Source organism: Pedobacter hiemivivus (genome assembly GCF_005144565.1).
GTDB classification, from domain to species: Bacteria; Bacteroidota; Bacteroidia; order Sphingobacteriales; family Sphingobacteriaceae; genus Pedobacter; species Pedobacter hiemivivus.
The window spans coordinates 37,566-62,558 of record NZ_SWDX01000014.1 but is presented as its reverse complement, the minus strand read 5'-3'; the positions used below and the strand labels follow the sequence as shown (position 1 = coordinate 62,558).

Sequence of the window (24,993 nt, the reverse complement as noted above, 5' to 3'; positions counted from 1 at the left end):
AATTCTTACTTCTGTGGCATCAATACCAAACGGATATAATTATCTTCATTTAAGTATTTCTTCGCAGTCGCTTTTGAAGTTTCAACAGTAACGCTGTTTAACCTTTGTTTAATGTCCAGGATTTGATCCAAATCATCTCCATACTTTAAACGGTTGGTTAGGTAGTTCAACCAAAAACTATTGTCACGTAAGCTAAGCTCAACCTGACGCTGTTCTTCTGATTTAAACTTACTGATGTCATCAACAGTGGCGCCATTGTTTTTAATCTGGTCAACCTCATCTAAAGCAGCAGCAATCAACTTTTCAACATTTGCTGTAGCGCAACTGAATGAAATGGTGAAATAATAATGAGCAGTTGGATACTTGGCTACGCTTAAACCTACACGTGGACTGTAAACACCGCTTTCTTTTTCGCGTAAGCGCTCTAGTATTTTATTTTCTAAAGCGGCCTTTAATGCATTTAACTGGATATTGGTTTGTGCGTCATAATTGTAATCACCATGGATGTACAATTGTACTTCCGCTTTATCTTCAAGACCCTTATATACTGTTTTGCTAACTTTTCCTTTTGGCGAGTTTATACCATTGTCAACAAAGTTTTGTTTTTTGTTTAAAGCAGGTAAGCTTGCAATGTAAGTTTCAAGAAGCGGTTTTATGCTTTCGATATTGAAGTTACCTACAATCACAAAAGTCTGCTCACTGTTGTCAGCAAAACGATCTTTATAAAAATTGTAAGCCTCATCCAATGATATTTTATCCAGGTCTGCTAAGGTTGTGGGCATTGCCCGTTTATGGTAAGATGACAATACTGCCTGTACCGTATCCGAAAAAACGCTTTCCGGGTTTGAATTTTTGTTCTCCAGGCTTACTTTATAATCGCTGATGCTTTTATTAAATAGCTCTACATCTTTACGTGGATTGGTTGCATAAGCATAAACCATCTGAAAAGCTGTTTCAAGGTCTTTTGGAGTCGAACTACCACCATATCCCTGGTATAAGTCACTTACATAACTGCCGCCAGTTCCAGTTTTTCCAGCCATCAATTTATTCAATTGTGTTGGGTTGAAGGCGCCAACGCCACTTTGAGGGATTAGACTAACCATTTCGGCCGACTTAAAGTTGGCATCGGTAGCTAATGAAGTACCGCCTTTAGAGAAAGAACTGAAAACGATCTGATCATTTTTAAAATCAGTGGGCTTAAGTAATACCTTAATGCCATTGCTTAACGTAAGCTCAGTTACACCAATTTTATCAAATTTCTTTTCAGCTACCACTTTTCCGGCTACGGGTTTCTTATCCAATAGAGGTTTGTCTACCGTATTGTCTACGTAGGCAGTTATATTGTTTCCTGCATTTTTTAACGCAGCAAGCAATTGAGCTTCTGTTGGAAGATTCGCTTTTTCTTTCTCTGGTGCCTGTACAATGATGATTTGGTTTTCTTTAGTGATCAGCGTTTTTGCCAATGCATTAACCTGGTCAAGACTAATGTCAGCAAGTGCTTTTTTAGTCAACTCATAAGAAACTTCAGTAGACGGAATGATTGATCCAGTCAGGAAGTTGTTCAAGTATCTCTTTACAAGGGTTGCAGACTGTATTTTGTCCTTTTCCTTCAACCTCACTTCATTACCAGCCGCAATGTTCTTTTTAGCTACATCCAATTCAGATTGCATGAAGCCATACTTGTTCATACGCTCATTCTCGGCAAGGACGGCTGTAAAGGCTTTTTCAAGTGTAGCGCCTGTTTTAGATACAGCTGCCGACTGAAAGGCGTTAATGTTGGGTACTAAGCCGCCTTGGTAAGCACCATATCCGCTTTGACCCTGCAAAAATGGAGCATTTTCTTTTTGCATGATCTCTTGCATCCTCGCGCCAAGCATGCTGTTGATCATATTGTACATGATGCTCTTTTTGTAATCAGCAGCAGTTTTTGTGGTGTTGCCACGTTGTTTGTACATGATTTGTGCTACATTGTATTGTTGCTCAGGGTCAGTAATGATCTTTACAAGTGGTGCCTTGTTGTCAGGGAGATCATAGCTTGGTCGCGGTCTTGGGTTTGCTGGATTAGTTAGACCCGAAAAGTTAGCTTTGATCAATTGTTCAACCTCGTTCACATCAAAATCACCAACAGCAATTACAGCCTGCAAGTTTGGTCTGTACCAATCTTTATAGAAGTTTCTGATCTTATCGTGCGTAAAGGTGTTTAATACGTCTATTTTACCAATAGGCAAACGATCAGCATAGCGAGAGCCTTTCAATAATAGCGGCAACAATTGCTTGCTCATTCGATCCTGCGCATTCTTACCGCGTTCACGATCTTCTTCTACAATTACACCACGTTCTTTATCTATTTCTACACCTTCCATGATAATTTTACCAGCCCAATTGGCTAATATTTTAAAGCCATTTTTAAATAAGGCGCTGCTATCTGTAGGAATAGGTAATTGATAAACGGTATGGTCAAAGCTGGTATAGGCATTAAGGTCGGCGCCAAAGCGAATACCTGCTTTTTGTAGGTAATTGATCATTTCATTTTTAGGGAAATCTTTTGTTCCGTTAAATGCCATGTGTTCTGTAAAGTGGGCTAATCCTTGTTGATTGTCGTCTTCCATTAAGGAGCCGATACGGGTTGCCAGATACAGTTCAGCCCTTTTTTTAGGCTCAGTATTCTTTTTGATGTAATAAGTAAGGCCATTTGAAAGCTTTCCAATTTTTACATTGGGGTCGTTGGGAATAAGATCTCCATCAACCTTTTTAGCCACAGCAGTTGTCGTTTTTTTAACAACCGTAGTTTTTTTCTGTGCGTACCCAGGCGTGTTTACAGCAAAAATGACTGCAAGTCCCAAGCTAAGGACGCTAAAATTTTTTCTCATGAATAATAAGTTTACCATCAAACCTACTAAGGCCATAGTATAGATGATAAAAATTTAACATAATTTAACAAATGGGCGGCCGGTTTATGCAGACCGAAATTAAACTTTGATGATGATTTTTCTATTGTACATCACCCAAAGTATCACTAGCCAGAATAAAATATAGGCAATGGCCCAGGCAAGAGAGGCATTGATGGGAGATAAGCAGCAGGTAAAGCCAGAATATAACCAGGCTTGTAGGTTCATTTCGGTTCCATCAGCGGCCTTTACCGTAAACATACCCAAAGTTCTTGGGATCAGCCCCGAAAGGAAGAATACCGTGATGGCGTTTACACCATAAACCACGAACGGCTTAGTAAAGCGGTTGTATTGCTGAATGTCGATAATCCAGTAGCAAAAGGATAGGATAAGCGTAGCCAAACCACCGGTGTAAAGTACAAAAGAGCTTGTCCAAAGCGATTTGTTAATTGGAAACTGCAAATCCCATAGTAAGCCTAAGGCTACGGCTGCTATCCCGGTACAGAACAACCAGGCGATCTTCGTTGCGGGATCAATGTCTTTGCGTTTTAAATATACGCCAACCAATACGCCGAAAAGACCACTTGCAATTGCAGGTAGGGTGCTTAAAATTCCTTCAGGATCCCATGTTTTCGCGGCCTTCCATAAATGAGCTTCCGAAAGGATGCTGCGGTCTAGCCAGGCACCCAGGTTGGTCTCTTTCTCCAGGTTGGCATAACCAACACCCGGAACGGGAACAAAGGTCATTAGTGCCCAATAAACAGCCAGTATGGCAATCAGGATTTTGAATATATTCTTTTCTGAGTTTTTAAGAAAAATCACTGCCGAGATGAAAAATACAATAGCTATGCGTTGCAATACCCCCGGGATCCGTACATGTTGAAAGGCCTCAAGGGGTTCGGTGAAAACCTTAGGGTATAGCGATAAGAACAAGCCCAATCCAAATAAGATAAGCCCTCTTTTTAATGCCTTTAAAATAGTTTTTCCATGAGTAGCGGAATCTGCTTTCTTGCTGCCCATGGCGTAAGCGATCGATACGCCCACAATAAACAGGAAAAACGGGAAAATAAGATCAGTAGGTGTACAGCCATTCCAGCTCGCGTGCTCTAGTGGCGCATAAATATTTCCCCAATCTCCAGGATTATTGACAAGAATCATGGCCGCAACAGTTGCTCCTCTAAAAAAATCAAGTGATAATAATCTGGTAGGAGCGTCTTTTGCAATTTGAGATTGGGCCATATAAAAGATCTTTAAACAAAAAAACCGCTAACAGTTTAACTGCTAGCGGTTATAAATATAATAATTTAACTAGAACTTATAGCGTACAAAAGCTTCCATAGCTTCGTACTCTGCTAAACCTAGGCTGTCATAAGCCTGGGCTGTTTCTCTGTTTCTGTCTTCAGCACGTTGCCAGAATTCTCTAGGGTCGTCACCAGGGAAAACAGCAGTGTCTTTTTGCGACTGGTGTTTAAAAATAGCCATTTTTTTACGCTCAACTTCTTGCGGACTAAGCGGAACTGCCATTTCAATTTCATGGGTCTCAAATTCTTGCCAAGCGCCACGATACATCCATAACCAGCAGTCTTTAACCCAATCTTCAGTTTTAGCCAAACGTTTTAATGCCTCTAAAATAATATTGAAGCAAACGATGTGCGTTCCATGTGGATCTTCAAAGTCGCCTGCTGCGAATACCTGGTGAGGTTTTACTTTTTGCAATAGTTCCATTGTTAAAACAACGTCAGCTTCTGTTACCGGGTTTTTCTGACTCTTCCCACTTTCGTAGAAAGGTAATGCCATAAAATGGATATGGTCATCATCTAAACCGCAATATCTTGCGCCGGCAATCGCCTCCCCTTTTCTGATCAGACCTTTTACAGTTTGAATTTCAGGGGTATCAATTTGATTGGGCTTCTTTTTCCCCATGAAAGTACGCATGCTCTGATATAAAGCTTTTAATTCTTTAGTATCAAGGCCCATCTTCTCAGAGAAATCGATGTTAAACTCTACAAAACGTAAAGCATCATCATCCCAAACAGCAGTGTTGCCTGAAGTTTGGTAAGCTACGTGTACATCTTGTTTCTGATCCGCTAATCTGATAAATGTACCGCCCATAGAGATTACATCATCATCAGGGTGTGGTGAGAAAATGATAGAACGTTTTTTAGCCGGCTCTGCGCGTTCAGGTCTTTGCGAATCATCAGCATTAGGTTTACCACCTGGCCAACCAGTAATGGTGTGTTGTAGTTTATTAAATATATCGATGTTGATGTTGTACACCGGACCTCTTTCAACAGCCAGTTGAGCCATACCGTGGTTGTTGTAATCGTCTTCAGTAAGTTTTAATACTGGTTTTTTAAGGGTATTGGATAGCCAGATTACTGCTTTTCTAGTTATTTTTTCATCCCATACACAGTCTTTAACCAACCATGGTGTATCAAAACGGGTTAATAAACATGCTGCATCCTGATCTAAAATGAATTCAACATGCTGAGATAACTGTAAATAAGTTGCAGGAACTTCACTTGAAATTTCTCCTTCAACGGTTTTCTTAATGATTGGTGCTTTTTTCTTATTCCAAGCCATTAGGATAATTTCCCTGGCTTTGAAAATGGTACCTACACCCATGGTAATTGCTTTTGTTGGAACAAAAGATTTACCCCCAAAGTCTCTTGCCGCATCTCTTCTGGTCAAATCGTCTAGTGTAACCAGACGTGTTCCAGAGTTTGGTGCAGAACCTGGTTCATTGAAACCGATGTGACCTGTACGTCCGATACCGAGGATTTGTATATCTAATCCTCCCAGGTCCCCAATCTTTTTCTCATAATTCAGGCAAAATGCAGGAATTTCTTCTAAACTTAATGTACCATCAGGGATGTTCACATTGTCCTTATCGATGTCGATATGATCAAATAAGTTTTCATTCATGAAGGTCACATAACTCTGCGCAGCATTTGGCTGCATAGGGTGATATTCATCAAGGTTAAAAGTAACCACATTTTTAAAACTCAAACCTTCCTCTTTATGCATTCTTACCAGTTCGGCATAAACGGCAATTGGTGTAGCTCCAGTAGCTAAACCTAAAACTGCCTGAGCATTGTTTTTTTGTTTTTCCTTAATCAGTTTCCCGATGCGATGAGCAACGCTAAGTGATGCTGCTTTAGGGTTTTCAAAGACAGAAACAGGCAGTTTTTCAAAGCGTGTTTCTTCTAGAAGATTTAATCTAGCCATTTAGTTTGTTCTTAAAATTTGTACGGAGCAGTAAATATAGGCACTCTTGGGACTTTATCAAATTTTTTAATTACAAGATACTCTTTTTAAAAAATGTTTTTTTGAAGCGCTGGCTTCCAAAAGGTTGGTAAAATAACAAATCATCCTGTAAAAAAGTTCTTCATGGAGGTCTAATTGCGGACCTCTCATTAACTTAATGGTTTAGTGGATGTTGTATTGGTATTTATATTATATTTATAACAAGATAACCGTTTGTAGCCAATGACAGAAAACAAGGGTTTAAAGAAAACGCTCAGTCCTTTTATGCTCTGGGGACTTGGGGTAGGGTATGTGATCTCGGGCATGTACTTTGGTTGGAACCTAGGCCTTGAGAAAGGAGGTACCGGGGGAATGGCCATTGCAACCCTCGTAATCATGGTGATGTACGTCACTTTTACTTTTAGTTATGCTGAGCTGGCTTGCGCCATTCCAAAAGCCGGTGGGGTGTTCGACTATGCGAATAAAGCAATGGGGAAAAACATCGGGTTTATAGCCGGCATTGCCCAGATTGTCGAATTTATCTTAGCACCACCTGCGATAGCTTTTGCCATTGGCGCTTATTTCAACGCCTTTTTTCCGCAAGTACCCATACTGGCCTCTGCGGTATCAATCTATTTTGTATTCACTGCCCTAAATGTTTATGGTGTTAAAGCTGCTGCTTCTTTTGAAGTGATCATCACCATCTTTGCAGTTGGCGAGTTGTTGCTTTTCTCGGGAATAGCAGCGCCAAAATTCCAGATGTCTAATCTTACTCATCATGCTTTCCCCAATGGATGGGGAGGTATTTTTGGCGCTATTCCCTTTGCCATTTGGTTTTTTCTGGGAATAGAAGGGATTGCAAATGTAGCCGAGGAGACTAAAAACCCACAAAGAGATATCAGTAAAGGATTTGGCTGGGCCATATTTACACTTGTCATTCTGTGTATATTGATTTTTGTTACAGCCACAGGGATTTCAGGCTGGGAAACGATTGTCTATAAAAATGGCGTTAGTGGAGAAACGTCAGATTCGCCGCTTCCACTTGCCTTGGCAAAAATAACAGGGAGCAATCATTTGATGTATCACTTACTCATCACTGTTGGCTTGTTTGGCTTGGTCGCTTCCTTTCATGGCTTGATCCTTGCAGCTGGTCGATCTACCTATGAGATGGGAAGAGTGCACAACATACCTGCTTTTTTAGGTAAAATCTCCCCGCGGTTTCATACCCCGGCCAATGCGCTGATCGGAAATATGATCATTGGTATTTTGGCGCTATTGTCAGGTAAAACATCCGAAATTATTATCATATCGGTTTTTGGTGCGCTCACATTGTACATCATTGCAATGGTCTCCGTTATTATCCTCAGGAAAAAAGAACCGGAATTACACCGACCTTTTCGCTTGCGTTTTTACCCTGCTTTCCCTATTATTTCTTTGCTGATCGCCGTGGTATCTATTGTCGCCATGTTTATTTTTAACCTTAGGCTGGGACTTATCTATTTTTCGATCCTGATTATTACTTTTTTACTGTATAAATTTTTTAAACCTGTAGACCGATGACAACAGAAGAGATTTTAACCTATGTAAAAGAACATCCTTTGGGCAAAGTAAAAATTGCCGTATCTGATATTGATGGCGTGTTAAGAGGCAAGTACATTTCGGCAGAGAAGTTTGCTTCGGTTGTAGCGGGACGCTTAGGTTTTTGCGATGTAACCTTTGGGTGGGATATGGGCGATGTGGCTTATGACAATGTAAAGTTTACAGGATGGCATACCGGCTATCCCGATGCACAGGTAAAGCTGGATCTTACGACTTTCCGAAAAATCCCATGGGAAAACAATATCCCCTTTTTTTTAGGTGATTTTGTAGATGAAAAGCTTGTTCCTGTATATACCTGTCCAAGGCAATTGCTTCGAAAAGTGTTGGCGGATGCGGAAGCTTCAGGCTATCAAGCCTACTTTGCACAGGAATTCGAGTGGTTCAACTTCGCGGAAACTCCTGAAACAGCGCATCAAAAGAATTTTAGTGGCCTAACGCCGCTAACTCCAGGTATGTTTGGTTATTCTATTTTGCGTAGTACGTTGAAAAATGAATACATGAGCGACCTGTTTGATCTCTTGAGCATGTTTGATATTCCTATAGAAGGCTTACATACCGAGACCGGGCCGGGGGTATATGAAGCTGCCATAAAGTATGCCTCGGTTTTAGTCGCGGCTGATCAGGCGGTGTTATTTAAAACGGCAGTTAAGGAGATTGCTTATAAGCATGGGGTCATGGCTACTTTTATGGCCAAGATTAGCGAGCACCTTCCGGGCTGCAGCGGGCATGTGCATCAGAGTTTATGGGATAAGGAATCTAAACAAAATCTATTTCATGATGAAACGGATGAACATCAGATGAGTGGGCTGATGAAAAGCTATATCGCCGGACAGCTGCATTGTCTGCCTCATATTTTACCCATGATTGCCCCAACTATTAACAGCTATAAACGATTGGTGGAGGGCGCTTGGGCACCAACTACGCTGACTTGGGGCATCGACAACAGGACTGTTGCCTTAAGGGCATTGCCTGGTCATGCGAAGACCTGCCGACTGGAAACCCGTGTGGTAGGTTCTGATAGTAATCCTTATCTGGCTTTGTCGGCCTGTCTGGCCGCTGGATTGTACGGCATCAAAAACAAGATGAAGCTAGATAAAGAAGCGACCAATGGTAATGGTTACAAGGATCTCTCCAATGGTGTTTTGCCTCAAAATCTTTATGAAGCAACACAACGAATGAAGCAGTCGGAGATTGCAAAAGAGCTGTTCGGAGCTGATTTTGTAGCGCATTTTACGCAGACCAGAGAGTGGGAGTGGCGTCAGTATGCAAAGGCAGTAACCGATTGGGAATTAAAAAGATATTTCGAAATTATTTAACCGTAATTATTCTATTCGCTATGACATTTGATCACATATATCAGTATAATTTTCCAACTACGATCCGGTTTGGAGCTGGGGCGATTAAAGAATTGCCGGCGTACCTCAGGCAAAATGGGTTAAAACGACCATTGATCGTCACAGATTCAACAATTGCTGCTCTTCCTTTTTTTAAGACGATTGTCAGTGATTTGCGTATTCACGGTATTGCAGCAGAGGTGTTTAGTGATATTCATAAAAATCCCGTAAAAAGCGATGTGTATAAAGGTACGGAGGTCTGGGACGATACCGCCAGAGATAGTGTAATTGGAATTGGAGGTGGTGCAGCGCTGGATGTGGCCAGGGCAATTGTGCTGCGGGTGAATCATCGTGAGGATCTGTTTAAGTACGATGACCTGATTGGGGGTGATGTTTATGTGACCAATGAGGTGCCACATTTTATTACAGTACCCACTACTTCAGGCACAGGTAGCGAGGTGGGGCGGAGTGCAATTATTGCCGATGATGAGACTCATCAGAAAAAGATTTTGTTCTCGCCAAAGCTCATGGCTAAGATTGTATTTGCGGATCCTGCCTTAACAATGGATCTGCCATCATTTATTACCGCGGCGACAGGTATGGATGCGTTAACGCACAATATGGAAGCTTTTTTAGCCAAAAATCCACATCCATTATGTGATGGGATCGCCCTTGAAGGTATTTCGCTAATCAAGGACGCACTAGAACCTGCAACAAATCGTCCGGATATCGAAAGTCGAAGCAAAATGTTGATGGCATCTATGATGGGGGCTATTGCGTTTCAAAAGGGGCTTGGGGTGGTACATTCCCTTGCGCATCCGCTTTCTTCTTTATTAGATACGCATCATGGCCTGGCCAATGCTGTAAACCTTCCTTACGGGATGGAGTTCAATATTGAAGGATTTGAAGATAAATTCCGTCGCATTGCCCGAACGCTGGAATTGAAGGAGGAAAACGGAAAGGCTGTAGTCGAATATCTGTTTAACCTCAATACTAAAATTAATATCCCGCATCACTTGGGTGATATAGGCGTGAAATCGGAGCATATTGAAACACTGGCCGATCTCGCCTTCGCCGATTTTGCCCACCCAAATAATCCAAAACCAGTGAGCAGAGCTGACTTTAAGCATTTGTATTTGACTGCGCTTTAATTAAATTGCAGTTGAAACAAATTTATACTGATGAAAAAGAAGTTAGGGATAAGTTATAGTGAAGCTAATTTTCAGAACTATTGGAACTGGTTTACTGCCGATGAGCTTGGTATTGAAATAGAATTGGTCGAGCTTTCCTTCCGGAAAAACAACAGGAGCGATATAGAGAAATGTGATGGTTTTGTATTGACCGGAGGAATTGATGTACTGCCCGCAATATATGGCGGAGCGGAAGAGTATCCTTATAAACCAGATGTATTTTTACCAGAACGGGATGAGTTTGAGCGATTGATTTACGACTATTCGCAAAAGGCCAAATTGCCGGTGTTGGGTATTTGCCGGGGGATGCAGTATATCAATATCCTGGAGGGGGGAAAGGTTTTTGAAGATAATGGTGCAGCGCTGAACGAGTTACATAAGAAAGGTTCTGAAGATAAAGTACATGGGCTAAACATTGTTGAAGATAGCTTGTTATATGCGGTGACTGGTAAAGCGGTAGGGCAGGTAAACAGCGCCCATCATCAGGGAGTTGATCCTGAGCGTTTGGGCAAGAACCTGATGGCGAATGCTTATGCAGATACGCCAGATGCACTTATTGAAGGATTGGAATTTAAAGATAAAACCGGGAAAGCTTTTATGCTTGGCGTACAATGGCACCCCGAAAGAATGAAAGAAAAGGAACTCAATCCTTTGTCACAAAAAATTAAGGAACAGTTTATACAGGAAGTCAAAAATCATAAACGATGAACATTGTTAATCCCGCCACCGAAGAAATTATAGCAACAGTAAAGGAAGATGACAGCAAGTCGCTTGCTCATAAGCGCAATCTGCTCAAAATGGGACAAAAGGACTGGGCTTCCAAAACTTTGCAGCAACGTATACTGATTATCGAAAAGTTTTACAATCTGCTAGGTGTGGAAATAGAGCGCCTTGCTGCAGTATTGACTTCGGAAGTGGGTAAGCCTCTATTGCAATCTCGCAATGAGATTAACGGGGCAAGAGGAAGAGTTAGGTGGATGTTGGATCATGCGTCGCAGTACCTTTCTGATGAAATCGTAACGGATACACCAGAATTGAAGGAACAGATCTCCTATGATCCCTTGGGTATTGTATGTAACATATCGGCCTGGAATTATCCTTATCTGGTAGGGGTAAATGTTTTTGTGCCTGCGTTATTAGCAGGGAATGCGGTGATGTACAAGCCTTCGGAGTATGCGACTTTAACCGGACTGGAAATAGAAAAATTATTAAAACAAGCCGGATTACCTGATGAGGTATTTAAGGTGGCTATTGGTGCAAAAGAAACGGGAGAACATTTGCTGGATATGAATTTTGATGGCTACTTTTTTACCGGATCTTATAAAACAGGCAAGTATATATATGAGCGGGTGGCGCCAAAAATGGTGCCTTGCCAGCTTGAGTTAGGGGGTAAAGATCCACTATATGTTGCTGATGATGTAAAGGATATTGCTGCTGTGGCTGCGGCGACAGCAGATGGCGCCTTTTATAATAATGGCCAGAGCTGCTGCGCAGTGGAGCGGATTTATGTGCACGAAAAAGTTTACGACGATTATATCGCCGCCTTTGTGGCAACGGTACAATCCTGGGAAATTGGGGCGCCAACAGATGCTGATGTTTACTTGGGGGCACTGACCAGAAAAGAACAAATTGAAGTATTGGAGCAACAGATTAAAGACGCGTTGCAACATGGTGCTTTACTTTTAACCGGAGGTAAAAGAAAAGGACAAAAAGGCAATTATTTTGAACCTACAGTATTGGTTAATGTTACCAATCACATGAAGGTGATGCAGGAGGAGAGCTTTGGCCCTATCATTGGTATTATGAAGGTGAATGATGATACTGAGGCCACCTATTTAATGCAGGATACGGTATATGGTTTAACTGCCGCTGTTTATTCGGAAAGCATGGATAGGGCAAAGCGGATCCTTTCTCAAATGGATTCAGGTACAGGTTACTGGAACTGTTGCGATAGGGTAAGTGCAGGCCTTCCTTGGAGCGGCAGACGTCATTCTGGTATCGGAGCAACGCTTTCTCATCAGGGCTTGCGTGCCTTTACCAAGCCCAAGGCCTGGCATTTTAGAGCTTAATTAAGTTTATTGCTACTTTTGAATTATTCACCTTATTTTTAAGACCACGCTTATGAACTCAAACTGGAAAAGAATCTTCAATATCATTCAAAAGTCTGAACGCTTAATTATAGGATTGATGTCTGGCACCTCTATGGATGGCTTGGATATTGCCCTTTGTGGGGTCACGGGTAGTGGGATTGAAACTCGCGTTAGGCTGATCGAATTTAAAACGAAAGACTATACCAATGAATTTAAAGCGGAGATAAAGTCGATTTTCTCCAGGCGTGATGCTGATTTGCAAATGGTATGTCTGATGAATGAAAAAGTGGCGCTTTTGCATGCCGAAATGATATTGGAAGCAATTGCCGAATGGGGGCGCCAGCCGGAAGATATTGATGTGATTGCCAGTCATGGGCAAACTATTTTTCATGCGCCAAAGTCATTGCATGGCCTTGAAGATTATCCTAATGCGACTTTGCAGATTGGGGATGGCGACCATATTGCTGTTAAAACCGGGATTGTTACCATTGCTGATTTCAGACAAAAACATATTGCTGCGGGTGGCGAAGGTGCTCCATTGGCTGTTTATGGGGATTATCTGCTTTTCTCAAAAAAGGATGAAGACCGCATCATGTTGAATATTGGTGGAATTGCCAATTTTACCTACCTGCCTGGTAGTAACGATGCAACTAAAGTATTCTCAACTGATGTTGGGCCCGGAAATACCTTGATGGATCAGTTTGTACAAAAACATTATAAAGGGTTGTATTACGATGAAAATGCAAGTATAGCGAGTGCTGGTGTGGTTAACGGTCAGCTTTTAAAAGAGTTGATGGAATCTGATTTTCTGGAGGCCGATTTTCCTAAAACAACGGGGCCGGAACTTTTTAATTTAGCGTATTTAGCAGCAGCACAAAACAACTCAAATACTTCGCAGATCAGCAAGGAAGATGTTATGGCTACGTTATGCAGTTTTTCTGCTCAGGTAATTGTCAATTCCGTTGAAAAATGCTTCGGAAAAGATAAAACTCCATCTATTTATATCAGTGGTGGCGGGATGCACAATCCCTTGCTTTTGCAGCAGCTTAAAACAAAGTTGAGCAATGCAAGCTTTCACTCCACTGATGCCCTCGAAATAAACCCAGATGCAAAAGAAGCGGTTTTATTTGCTATTCTGGCCAATGAGACATTGGTGGGCGATAAAATTGATTTTGGTAATCGTGCTGGAGTGCCATCTGTACAGATGGGAAAGGTCTGTTTGCCTTAGGGTTTACATTATTCTATACACTTTCTTAACAAAAAGGTGCTTTTTGTGGATCGGGAATGAAAAAGGTGTGAATAAGGTGTGAAGTAGTGTGCAATTTTGGGTTAGTGTTTTCTTTGGCGTAAACAATTTTATTCGAAAGAATGTTTTGTTTGAAATAGATAACTCACATGAAAATACTGTACTCACAAGGCTTCTTCAAAATTAAGTTTATTTTCTGGGTGCCAATCCTTCTGTTGCTGCTTGCTCATGTCGCAAACGCACAGACAAAACGATACACTTTAACCGGCAGGGTTACAGACGGTACGTCTGCTGCTGGGATCCCGGGGGTAGTTGTTAAAGTACAAAGCACAAATTTTGCAATGGCAACGAATGAGGATGGCCGGTTCAGTTTAAATGCTGATCTGTCACCAGGGACTTATCAGGTTGTGTTTTCTTCAATTGGTTACAAGTCTCAAACTAAATCTGTAGAACTGGGTGCTGCTACTCAGGTTACAGTCAACGGGGCGCTTACGGCTGATAATATTGGTCTTGATGAGGTCATCGTGACGGGTACCTCCCAAGGTACTACGCGTAAGCAAATGGGTAGTTATGTAAGCTCTGTAAAGGGTGATGATTTAGTAAAGGCGCCAAGCGGAAATGTGCTTTCCTCTTTGCAGGGTAAAGCACCTGGTGCGCAGATTACGCAAAACTCCGGGGATCCGGCGGGTGGAATGTCGGTCAGGTTAAGGGGAGTAAGTTCTCTGAATTCAAGTTCAGAACCTCTTTATATTATTGATGGGGTAATTGTTAATAATACGACAACACGGGTAACCAATACATCGGCTAACTACGATGGGGGTGGTAGTGGTGTGGGGGGTAATGGCAACTTTGTAGGTGCTATTGGTCAGAATAGAATGAGCGATATCAATCCGAATGATATCGAACGTATAGAGGTTTTAAATGGGGCAGCTGCGGCAGCTATTTATGGATCGAGGGCAAATGCGGGGGTTATTCAGATCTTTACAAAAAGAGGAGTAAGTGGTAAGCCTGTCATTAGTTTGTCTACTAGTTTCACCACTAGCCACCTGCGCAAGGAAATTGAAGTTAACCAGTCGCCTGTTAAATTTGGAGGGTCGGTTGATGAATTGACGCAGGATTTGATATCGCTCGTAGGTACCCCTCCCGCTTTACCTACCACTACCACACCTGTGACAAGGTATAATTATCAGGACTATATTTTTCAGTCTGCGATTGGAACAGACAATACGGTTTCTGTAGCTGGGGGGAATGATAACACCAAGTTTTATACCTCTTTAGGGTATTTTTCTAATCAGGGAATTATCAAGAATACCAATTATAGAAGGATGAATATGCGGGCAAATCTGGATCAGAAAATTAACGATTGGGCAAAGGTTTCTGCAAATTTTAATTATATACATAGTGATGCAGATGAAAAACCGGATGGGAACTCATTTTTCTCGCCAATGAACTCTGTTACCATTATAGGTAATTTTCATGATATTTTTGCCAGGGATGCGTTGGGTAATTTAAAAGCGGTAGGTGAGCGGGGTAGGGTAAATCCTGTATCAGTAATTGAGGATATTAAACAGCGCCAGGCGGTTAACCGGGTTATTGCAAATGCCAAATTGGTTTTAAATCCGACTAAAAAGCTGACCGTAGATTATACTATAGGTGTTGACAATACCATTCAAAATGGAACTACTTTTATTCCTCCATTTGCCTATAATGTTAGCACAGGCTTTTATGGTGGCGGACCAACTTTAGACCCTAGTCTGAATGGTTACGCCAGTTCTGCCAGTTCTACGGCAACCTTATTTAACCATGAGCTCAACTTTACTTATGATACCAAGTTGAGTGATGATTTGTTGTCTACTACGCAGTTGGGGGGCTCTTATCAATATGAAAAATCAAACTATTTATTATTAAATGGTAGGGGGCTTGCACCATTCACGGAAAGTGTGAACGGCGCAAGTACGATTTTGCCAAATAACGATCTCAGGTTGCAAAGCTCTATTAGCGGAGCATATTTGCAACAGAACTTTAAGTATAAGGATCATTTGTTTTTAACAGGTGCTGTCCGTGTGGATCAAGCATCTGTTTTTGGAGAGAAAAACAGGACCAAGGTGTACTTCAAGGGGAATTTAAGTTATGTGCTCTCATCCGCAGATTATTGGAAGGGGCTAGCGGTGTCTGACTGGTGGGATACTTTTAAAGTTAGAGCAGCTTATGGGCAGTCAGGTAACCTAACCGGAATCGGACCTTATGATCGATTTAATGAGTATTTGTCTTCTTCTTATATTAGTAAAACCGCCTTGGTTTCAAAAACCAGTCTGGCTAATGTGGATATAGCTCCGGAAAAGCAAACAGAAATAGAGCTGGGAATGGATCTTTCATTTTTGAAAAACAGATTAGGCCTGGTATTTAACTGGTATGATAAAGAGGTTAGTGGTTTGCTTGTTCCTGTTGTAATTGCGCCAACTACGGGTTTTTCTTCCTTATTAGAAAACAAAGGTTCGTTAAAAAATAGAGGGATAGAGGTGATGTTAACCGGAGCGCCTGTTGCTGGGGAGGATTTTAAATGGAATGTTTCATTTATTTTTAATCGCAATAGAAATAAAGCAGTAGGTATTGGTGCATTGCAGTTGCTTTCTACCAATGCAGGTGCTCCTGTAGCTATAATTGATGGTCAGCCAATTGGCGTATTCTATGGTACTTTCTTTGCCCGAAATGACGATGGTAGCTTGTTGACTAGTTCAGTTGGAATTCCACAGATGGAACGGGGTATTCAAAATTCTTCATTAACTTTTACTCCTCAGCGTGGTCCGAATGGATTGCCGCTCTCCACTGGTACAACCTTGCGTAAAGTAGTTGGAGATCCAAATCCTGATTATACCGCTTCCTTCGTGAATGATTTTTCTTATAAAAAATTTGGTTTGCATATACAGTTGGATGCTTCACAAGGAGCGGATGTATGGAATGCAGATTGGCGCACCCGCCAAGGTGTAGGTGGTGGAAAGGTTGCTGAACAAGAGCAGATGGGATTATTGCCAAGAGGTTATATTAATGGAGTGTATGCTATCGAAGAGTGGAGGATAGATGATGGTTCTTATGTTAAATTAAGAGAGGTATCTATAACTTATAATATTGGTAAGGTTAAGTTTATACAAGACCTGAGCATAAATCTAAGTGGAAGAAATCTGGTTTCATGGGATAATTATAAAGGATACGATCCTGAGCTGAATTCGGGTGGACAATCGACTATTCTAAGAAATATTGATTTTGGGTCGGTGCCTATTCCACGTACGTTTAGTTTAGGTGTGCGGGCTAAGTTTTAATTTAAGCTCATGATAGCTTTATAATCTTTAAAAAATAAACTATATACAGATGAAAACTTTTTTAAGTAAAATAGCATATATCTTTTTGATCCTGATTATAATATCAGCGTGTAAAAAGGAATACAAAAATCCTTCGGGTGCAAATGCCAATGATGTGGTGACTACCGCAAAAGGTATGACAGGCATAGTTGTTGGCTTGCAAAAATTATATATATCAGGAAGATTGGGTGTTTATTTTAACTCCGTATCCGTTTCAGGATTTGTAACCAACGAAATTCTATTAAGGAATGCGGGTAATATTCCAGAATTACAGTTGTTTACTGGAGGTGGTGCCGTTGATGGGACAAATAACATTCTGGCAAATTTGTGGACAACCAGCAATAAGATTATTTACGATGCTGACAATGTGCTCAATAATGCACCTGGTTTGGGTGATAAGGGGTATGCTTCAGGGTTAATCGCTTATGCGAGTATTTTTAAAGCGCTTGCATTAGGGAATCTTTCTCAATGCTGGGAAAGCATACCTGCTGGTACCGGGCAGAATGTTAGTTTTATAAGCCGGGCTGATGGTTTTAATAAAGCTATTGGAGTGATTGATAATGCTTTTGCTGTCATAGCAGTAACTCCAATCAGTTCAGGGTTTATGAGTAATATGCCTCCCGGGATTGATATCCTTAATACTTTGAATGCTTTAAAGGCACGTTATGCGCTTTTTGCAGGAAACTATCCCCTGGCATTGGCTGCTGCTAATAGTGTGGATTTAACGAGGAGATCGACCTTTAACTTTGATGCGCTGACTTTTAATCCAATATTTGAAATTGCTACTTCGACAAATAACGTATTTCAACCAACGGATGCTAATCTGGGCTTGACTGGAGCGAATGTGCCTGATCCGGCGGATAGAAGGATTTCTTTTTATACGGCAGTAGGTGTTAATCCTGTAGTTCGTTTAGCGGGCTTTGGTGCAGGGCTTGCTACTCCGATTCCACTTTATTTGCCTGGTGAGATTATTTTGATTAAAGCTGAGGTTTATGCACGTCAGGCTGCACCGGATCCTGGGAATGCCTTGACTGAGCTGAACAGGGTAGTTACAAAGTTGCCGACAGTCGATATTTTTGGTGTAGGGGCGGCTTTAGCACCAATTACCGGATCTTTAACTCCAGCTCAAATCCTGCCATTGATTTATAAGCATCGTTGTATAGAGCTTTATTTGTCCGGGTTGAAACTGGAAGATATGAGAAGGTTTGGTTTACCGAATTCTGAGAGAAAGCGGAATTTCTTCCCATATCCTTTTACGGAAAGGGATAATAATCCTAATACACCTGCTGATCCAGCGTTTTAATTGTAATCTTATTAGGGTTTTTATGCAGTCCTTGAATGGTTCGTGTATGCTTTTGGTAAAATCCATAGTTAATTATACTTAAGTGCATTATTAATCCATGTTTTTATAGAAATACACGGACTCAGTATGGACTAAACATGGACTTTGCCAAAAGCATACACGAACCGTTTATAGCGGCTAATCCTAATTGGGCTATACGGTGATTAAAGAATCTGTAAAGATTTTATTCTGTAGGCATTCAATTCCGGCGCCTGTGGATCAAGTTCGGTGATTAAATAATCTATGTTTTCTAATGGGGCTACTTTTAGCCTCAATGAAATGTCTAATTTTTCTGATATGCAGAGGATTCCTGCTTTTTTTGAAGAATTGAACATTGCTTTTTTTAATTGATTGATTTCCCAATCGGTATCCGTTAGTCCGTCATGCGGATGAATAGCGCTGGTTCCAAGTAGGCAAAGATCGGCATTGATCTCCGACAGCTGATTGATGACATGGCCCCCGTAAGTTACCTGTGAATTTTTCGAGAATAAACCGCCAATCAGAATAACCTCGACTTTGGCATATTTGGCGAGCTCTATGGCTACAAAAGGGCTAATCGTAAAAAAAGTGGCGTTTAAATTTTCAGGCAGCTGCTTTGCCAACTCAATAATTGAAGTTCCGCCACCAGTTAAAATAACCATTCCGTCTTTAATTAAGGAGATGGTCTTTTTAGCGATGCTGATTTTGGCGTCCTTGGCGTATACTTCACTATCGTCGAAAGAAGATTGGTATGACTTTGAGAGTGCACCTCCATGTACTTTGGACAATTGGCCCTTTTCGGCTAATTCCTGAAGATCACGACGGATCGTATCTTCTGAAACACTAAGTAGCTGAACAAGATCAGAGGTGAGTACACGATTATGCAGATTGATTTGGCGCATTATAAAGTCGTGCCTTTCTTTTTTAAGCATATTGAAAATTTTAGCTAATGTAAATAAAAAATAAAGAAACCAAAATGCAGGGTTGTGCGTGTTTATGCGCTATTTGCCATAAATAAAGTTAAAATTAGCTTAATAATTATATTTTAATAGAAAAATATTCTTTACATTTAATAAAAGATTACAAATCTGCGGGTTAATGCGTGTTTTTGTGATTTTGAAACAAGCAACCAAACCAACTTAACAACTTAATTTTCTAATCAAAATTGACGTTTTATGAAAAAAAAACTACTCCTTCTTACTTTAGGTGGGTTATTGTTTTTTGCGCATGTCTTTGCCCAACAAAAAACAATAACTGGTAAAGTGAGCTCGTCGGGTGATGGCTTAACCATTCCTGGCGCTTCTGTTAAAATTAAAGGAACAAAGACCGTAACTCAGACAAATGCATTGGGTGTGTATTCGATACAAGCTAAAGTAGGGGATGTATTGATGTTTAGTTACATCGGAATGCAATCGCATGAGCAGACGGTTGCAGCGGTTTCCTTAATTAATGTGGTGTTGAAGCCTGATACGAAGTCGTTGAATGAAGTTGTTGTAACAGCTTATGGTATTGAGCGGGATGCAAAATCATTGGGTTATTCTACGCCGAAAGTAAAGGGAGATGAGGTTTCTGATACGCAGCGGGAATCTTTCTTTGCCGGATTGCAAGGTCGGGTTCCTGGATTGACGATCAATCCTAGTAGTGGTGACCCCGGAGCTTCTTCTCAAATTGTTTTAAGGGGCTTTGTCTCTATGAGTGGAAATAACAGTCCACTAATTGTTGTGGATGGTTTGCCGATCGATAATTCGGTTATTAATCAAACGGATGACTTAGTTGGTGGTGGAGTTAATCGCAACTCTGATTATTCGAATCGGGCGCTCGATCTTAATCCCGCGGATATTGAAAGCTATGTGATTATGAAAGGCCCAGAGGCGACGGCACTTTATGGTAACTTGGGCGCAAGTGGTGCTATTCTGATTACTACAAAGAAAGGAAAGGTTGGTAAAGGAACGGTTACTTATAGCAATGCCTTTAATGTCACTACGCAAGTAAATATGCCTGATATCCAGCGGAAGTATAATCAGGGAGAAAGTAACGGTATTTATAGTGGTGGTTCTACTAATTTTTTTGGACCTGTTTATCCTGTAGGGACAAAAATTTACAATAACCTTGATCAGTTTCTTAATAATGCTTTTTCCCAAACGCATAATTTGAATTTTGAGGGTGGGTCGGAGAAGTTTACTTACAGATGGTCAAATCAGTTTGCGGAGTTTAATAGTCCTATTCCTAATACCAGGCTCAGTAAGTTCTCTACTAAAATTACGGCGGAAGCAGAAATATCACCGCTGTTGAAGTTAACGACTACTATGAATTACATGAATAATTCCAACCGTAAGCCTGCCCGGGGTATTTCTGGATATTTATTTTCTTTGATGCGTTTCCCTTCTCAGTATGATATTAACGATTGGCAGGATGAGTTGGGTAACAGGGTATTGCATGTTGGTTCAATTTTCGGCGAGTACGATAACCCTTTTTGGAGTGTATATAAAAATACGAATGAAGATAAAACGAATCGTTTTATCATGAATAACCATTTTCGTTTTACCCCGAATAAATGGCTGAGTGTTCTAGCTATCCTTGGCGCTGATATTTATACGACAAATGGTATAATGGTTTTTCATGCTCAGTCTTATTCGGGATCGGGTACTGCGGCTAGTCCTACAGGGGGGAGTGTGAGTACCTATGATAAGCTCAATAGAAATCTGAGTGGGTCTATCACGGCTACGGCAAAACAGAAGTATGGGAATTTTTCCGGTACATATGTCGTGGGCGGAAATGTTGCTGACAACTATTACACAATTAATTCGATGCGGGGTGATAGCATGTATGATCCTAATTTTTATAACATCAATAATACGCTTCCTACTACGCAAAGATCGCGGAATAACATCAATAACTATCGTACTGTTGGTGCCTTTGCTCAGGCGATTATGGGTTATAAATCCATCCTTTATTTAACGCTTTCGGGAAGGGTGGATGGTGCCTCTCGTTTGATGCCTAATAACCCTTATTTTGCGTACCCTGCTGCCAGTGTGGCCTTCAATTTTTCTGATCTCGACTACTTTAAAAAGTTTGATTGGCTGAGTGGGGGTAAAATTAGGGGCTCGGCAGGAATGACGGGTAAGGAGCCCTGGAAAGTTTATGGGATTTTATCTAATTTCACGCCAAGGGCTTCCAGTGGTGGTGGTTTTGCTTATGATTACTATGGTGGAAATGAATTGTTGAAGCCTGAAACAACAACAAATGTAGAGGCTGGGTTTGAGTTGCAATTATTCAAAAATCGATTTGGCATTGATTTTAATTACTATTATTTGCTTAGTAAGGATCAGATTATACAGCCGCGAACCAGTTATGCTACGGGCTATGTGCTTCGTTTGATTAATGGTGGGAAGGTAGAGAATAGAGGTATTGAGATTCAATTGAATGCGAATCCGGTTAGAAGTGAAAAAGTTAATTGGGATCTGACATTTAATTTTGCTAGAAATAGAGGGACTGTAATTTCTATTGCCGACGAATTGCCGGAGTTATATAATTCGGATACCTGGATTAATACAGTGAGAAGTGCTGTTTTTCCAGGTAAAAGTACGGGCTCTATGTCTGGTTTGTCATTAGATAGGAACAATAGAGGAGATGTGTTGATTGATCCGGCCACGGGGCTACCTTATGCTACTAATGAAAATTATTCAATTATTGGAGATCGAACCCCGAATTATACACTCGGCATTGTGAATCGGTTCAGGATTTTTGACTTTTCTCTATCTTTTTTATGGGATTTTAGTGTTGGAGGTGATGTGTATAATGGTACTGAGCATATTAATTATGTGAAAGGGATTAGTACGAAAACACTTGATCGCGAACAGCCCCGGGTTGTTAAGGGGATTTTAAAAGATGGTTTGGAGAATACAAATAACCCTACCCCTAATTCTATCGCAATTACACCTTATTATAACTCTAGATTTTACGGGGAAACTGTTGCTGCACAGATGTTCGTGGAGAAAGATATTAATACCATTCGCCTAAGAGATATTACATTGAGTTATAGATTTGGTAAAAATCTAATGTCGAGAATGCCCTTCTTGAAAAATGTAAGTGTATATACGACGTTGACAGATGTATTGCTGTTTACGAATTATTCGGGAATGGACCCGGAAAGTAATTCCAATAACGCAGCGCTTGGCGGTGTTGGTGGGTATCGGATGGACTTTGGTAATATGGGACGTCCACTTGCTATCAATTTTGGTTTAAATGTTAAATTATAAAATCGCAACATCATGAAGACGATTAAAAAATATATGCTGATGTTATTCCTTTTGATGGGACTATTGGCTATGAGCGGGTGTAAGAAGTTTTTGGATATCAATAGGAATCCTTCAAATCCCCAGATTCCAAAAGCAGAGTTTATGATCTCGAGGGCTATTTTTCAGATGGCTAATGGTACCTCTGAGGATTATATGCAGTTGTTTAAGCTGGTTCAATACTGGTCAAGCACTACTACTGATGATCGGTATGATCGACATGGGATGTCGGCGACGGGCTCTGATGTGACCGGAGTGATCTGGCGGTTGAATTATGTTGACCTTGGTTTGAACATAGAGGAGATGATTAAAGATGGAATTGAAAACAAGAAGTATGAGTATGCTGGAATTGGGTATGCGATTAAAGCATGGTCTTTCCAGATGACAACAGATATGTATGGGGAAATTATTCTTGATGAGGCTTTTACGGACCCGAATAAGCTGACGTTTCGTTATCAGTATCAAAGGGATGTTTATGAAAGGGTGCGGGAATGGAGTCAACTGTCTATAAAGTATTTAAATATGAAAAGCCCGTCAGATTATAGTGGGGCGCTTGCAGGTCCGTCGGGTGATTATATGTATAGAGGGGATGTAAACAAGTGGAAGAAGTTTGTGTACGGGAATTTGGCGCTTCAATATGGCCATTTGGTGAATAAGCCGAGTTTTGCAACTACCTATGCGGATAGTGTTGTGAAATATGTGGACTTGTCTTTTACGAGTGTTGCTGAGGATGCAACGGTGAAATTTACGGCTTCGAATGAAGATGATTCAAATGTTTTTGGGCCGCTTTATGGTAGGTTTTTTACGGTACTTAATACTGCAAACGGACGGATTTCATCGACGATTTTAAATTTATTAGCTGGTGGTGTAAGAGGTGTTCCGGTTGTCGATCCTTTGGTTTCTGTTGATCCCAGGTTAAGTAGGATGTTGACGCCTACAATTATTGCGGGAAGTCCGCCAACTTTGGGTCCTTATAAAGCGATTACCCCGACTAAGGGAGGTACTGGTGTGCCTCATGTTTTGGGCCCACCGACAAACGTTGTGACTGCGCCTTATGCCGGAAAATATCTTTTTAGCAATGCAAGTGAGTATGTGATTATGAGTTATGCACAATTGCAATTTGCTAAAGCAGAAGCGCTGTTTCTTAAAGGGGATAAGGGGGCTGCACTTATCGCATACAGAAATGGGATTCGCGGCCATATGGCTTTTGTTAACCGTTATGGTATGGCCGGACCTAATGTAACAATTGCTGCGCCTGAGATAGAGCTATATATGATTTCTACTGAGGTCGCTCAGAATGAGGCTGAGCTGACTATTTCTGACATTATGAATCAGAAATACATTGCGCAATGGGGTTGGGCAGGCCTGGAACAATGGTGTGATCTGCGAAAATATCATTATGATCCTGCTGTGTTTACGCAGTATCATCAAATGTCTGGATCGGAGCTCCATGTAAATAATAATGGGAAGTATGCTTATCGATACCGTCCGCGTTACAACTCGGAGTACGCCTGGAACAGGACTGAGTTAGACAAATGGGGTGGCCTGGCGTCTGATTACAATACAAAGGAGACTTGGTTTAGTACGCCTGAAAATTAGAATTAATGTAAATCTATAATTATATAGTTATGAAAATATTTAAGAGTTTACTGATTGTGCTTTGTGCGGCATTGTTTTTCTCCGGTTGCACAAAGAATGTCCTCGATTATGGGGAGGTTGAGAAGATAACTGACGAGCAGCCGCTGATTAAAGTTAACTATGCCTCTAGTTATCTGGATGACCGGTTTGTAGTGATCAGGTTTAATGGTAAAAGAGTTAGCCCCCGGATTCAGGGTCGAACGCCTTTTCCCGGTGGTGGATATAATACCCGGGGGGATGTGCGGGCTGATTATTTGACCATCGATGTGGGGCAAGTAGAGTTGAAGGTGGCTTTGCCTTTTAAAAAGGACAATGGGTTGGATTCTTTAGAGTTGTACAAAACAACCCTTAACATTGAGAAAGGAAAGCGGTATGTGGCTCATGTTACAGATACAGCTGCATTTACAAAAACAGTGTTGACAGAGGAGAATTTCTTGAAGCCTGATTCTGGTTATGCTACCTATCGATTTATTAATTTAATGCCTAACGTGCCAGCAATTGATTTGTATTACGGTATAAGCGCAACTGTGCATACGGCTGACAGGTTGGTGGCGGGGAATATAAAATATTTGGAGATCAGCAATTACTTTACGTTGAATAGATATTCCGCCAGAACATGGAAAATTCGCCCCGCGGGGGCAGCACTTACTACTGCTACTGTTTTAGCGAGTTACTCTAATGTGGGGAGTTTATTGAATCAGCGAACGTATACGGTTTATGCAATGGGTTATAGTGGTTTTACCACAGGGACACGACGGCCTTTTGTATCCTTTTTTCACATCAGGTAGGA

At 41.1% G+C, this 24,993-nt stretch carries 15 protein-coding genes; 11 read left to right on the top strand and 4 right to left on the bottom strand.

Annotation, left to right across the window (positions count from 1 at the left end; all coding sequences use genetic code 11):
- Nucleotides 1-5 precede the first annotated feature (5 nt).
- From FBD94_RS23980 to nagB, 3 genes are all read right to left on the bottom strand, one after another.
- Complete coding sequence (locus FBD94_RS23980; RefSeq protein ID WP_136882100.1) at nt 6-2,870, bottom strand: M16 family metallopeptidase; 2,865 nt, start codon at nt 2,868-2,870, stop codon at nt 6-8.
- Between the two features lie 99 nt (nt 2,871-2,969).
- Nucleotides 2,970-4,127, bottom strand: coding sequence for an acyltransferase family protein (locus FBD94_RS23975; RefSeq protein WP_136882099.1), 1,158 nt, complete (start codon nt 4,125-4,127; stop codon nt 2,970-2,972).
- A gap of 69 nt (nt 4,128-4,196) precedes the next feature.
- Nucleotides 4,197-6,116, bottom strand: a complete 1,920-nt coding sequence (gene nagB / locus FBD94_RS23970) for a glucosamine-6-phosphate deaminase (protein WP_136882098.1) — start codon at nt 6,114-6,116, stop codon at nt 4,197-4,199.
- Between the two features lie 261 nt (nt 6,117-6,377).
- Between nagB and eat the strand changes: the two genes are divergently transcribed.
- The 8 genes from eat to FBD94_RS23930 all read left to right on the top strand — a co-directional run bounded on the left by eat (nt 6,378) and on the right by FBD94_RS23930 (nt 18,252).
- A complete protein-coding gene (gene eat, locus FBD94_RS23965) occupies nt 6,378-7,694 on the top strand; it encodes an ethanolamine permease (RefSeq protein ID WP_136882097.1) in 1,317 nt (438 codons plus the stop codon).
- Nucleotides 7,691-9,049 (top strand): glutamine synthetase family protein, encoded by a 1,359-nt coding sequence (locus FBD94_RS23960; RefSeq protein WP_136882096.1) that lies wholly within the window; start codon nt 7,691-7,693, stop codon nt 9,047-9,049. The genes eat and FBD94_RS23960 overlap by 4 nt, the downstream gene beginning before the upstream one ends.
- A 20-nt stretch (nt 9,050-9,069) precedes the next feature.
- The gene (locus FBD94_RS23955; RefSeq protein WP_136882095.1) at nt 9,070-10,218 is read left to right on the top strand and encodes an iron-containing alcohol dehydrogenase; all 1,149 of its coding nucleotides are present in this window, start codon (nt 9,070-9,072) and stop codon (nt 10,216-10,218) included.
- Nucleotides 10,219-10,248: 30 nt separating this feature from the next.
- Nucleotides 10,249-10,965, top strand: a complete 717-nt coding sequence (locus tag FBD94_RS23950) for a gamma-glutamyl-gamma-aminobutyrate hydrolase family protein (protein WP_136882094.1) — start codon at nt 10,249-10,251, stop codon at nt 10,963-10,965.
- Nucleotides 10,962-12,326 (top strand): aldehyde dehydrogenase family protein, encoded by a 1,365-nt coding sequence (locus tag FBD94_RS23945; protein ID WP_136882093.1) that lies wholly within the window; start codon nt 10,962-10,964, stop codon nt 12,324-12,326. The genes FBD94_RS23950 and FBD94_RS23945 overlap by 4 nt, the downstream gene beginning before the upstream one ends.
- A 52-nt stretch (nt 12,327-12,378) precedes the next feature.
- Nucleotides 12,379-13,575, top strand: coding sequence for an anhydro-N-acetylmuramic acid kinase (locus tag FBD94_RS23940; protein WP_136882092.1), 1,197 nt, complete (start codon nt 12,379-12,381; stop codon nt 13,573-13,575).
- A gap of 167 nt (nt 13,576-13,742) precedes the next feature.
- Nucleotides 13,743-16,910 carry a SusC/RagA family TonB-linked outer membrane protein gene (locus FBD94_RS23935; RefSeq protein WP_136882091.1) on the top strand — a complete coding sequence of 1,056 codons (3,168 nt, stop codon included), beginning with the start codon at nt 13,743-13,745 and terminating at the stop codon, nt 16,908-16,910.
- A gap of 49 nt (nt 16,911-16,959) precedes the next feature.
- Nucleotides 16,960-18,252, top strand: a complete 1,293-nt coding sequence (locus FBD94_RS23930; RefSeq protein ID WP_136882090.1) for a RagB/SusD family nutrient uptake outer membrane protein — start codon at nt 16,960-16,962, stop codon at nt 18,250-18,252.
- A gap of 203 nt (nt 18,253-18,455) precedes the next feature.
- Here the strand turns inward: FBD94_RS23930 and FBD94_RS23925 are convergent, their stop codons facing one another.
- Nucleotides 18,456-19,202, bottom strand: coding sequence for a DeoR/GlpR family DNA-binding transcription regulator (locus tag FBD94_RS23925; protein WP_131611971.1), 747 nt, complete (start codon nt 19,200-19,202; stop codon nt 18,456-18,458).
- Nucleotides 19,203-19,445: 243 nt separating this feature from the next.
- Between FBD94_RS23925 and FBD94_RS23920 the strand changes: the two genes are divergently transcribed.
- The 3 genes from FBD94_RS23920 to FBD94_RS23910 are packed head-to-tail and all read left to right on the top strand — an operon-like array spanning nt 19,446 to nt 24,991.
- A complete protein-coding gene (locus FBD94_RS23920; protein ID WP_136882089.1) occupies nt 19,446-22,529 on the top strand; it encodes a SusC/RagA family TonB-linked outer membrane protein in 3,084 nt (1,027 codons plus the stop codon).
- Between the two features lie 12 nt (nt 22,530-22,541).
- Nucleotides 22,542-24,164, top strand: a complete 1,623-nt coding sequence (locus tag FBD94_RS23915) for a SusD/RagB family nutrient-binding outer membrane lipoprotein (RefSeq protein ID WP_136882088.1) — start codon at nt 22,542-22,544, stop codon at nt 24,162-24,164.
- 29 nt (nt 24,165-24,193) lie between these two features.
- Nucleotides 24,194-24,991: a DUF4397 domain-containing protein gene (locus tag FBD94_RS23910; RefSeq protein ID WP_136882087.1), complete on the top strand. Its 798-nt coding sequence runs from the start codon at nt 24,194-24,196 to the stop codon at nt 24,989-24,991.
- Nucleotides 24,992-24,993: the final 2 nt, after the last annotated feature.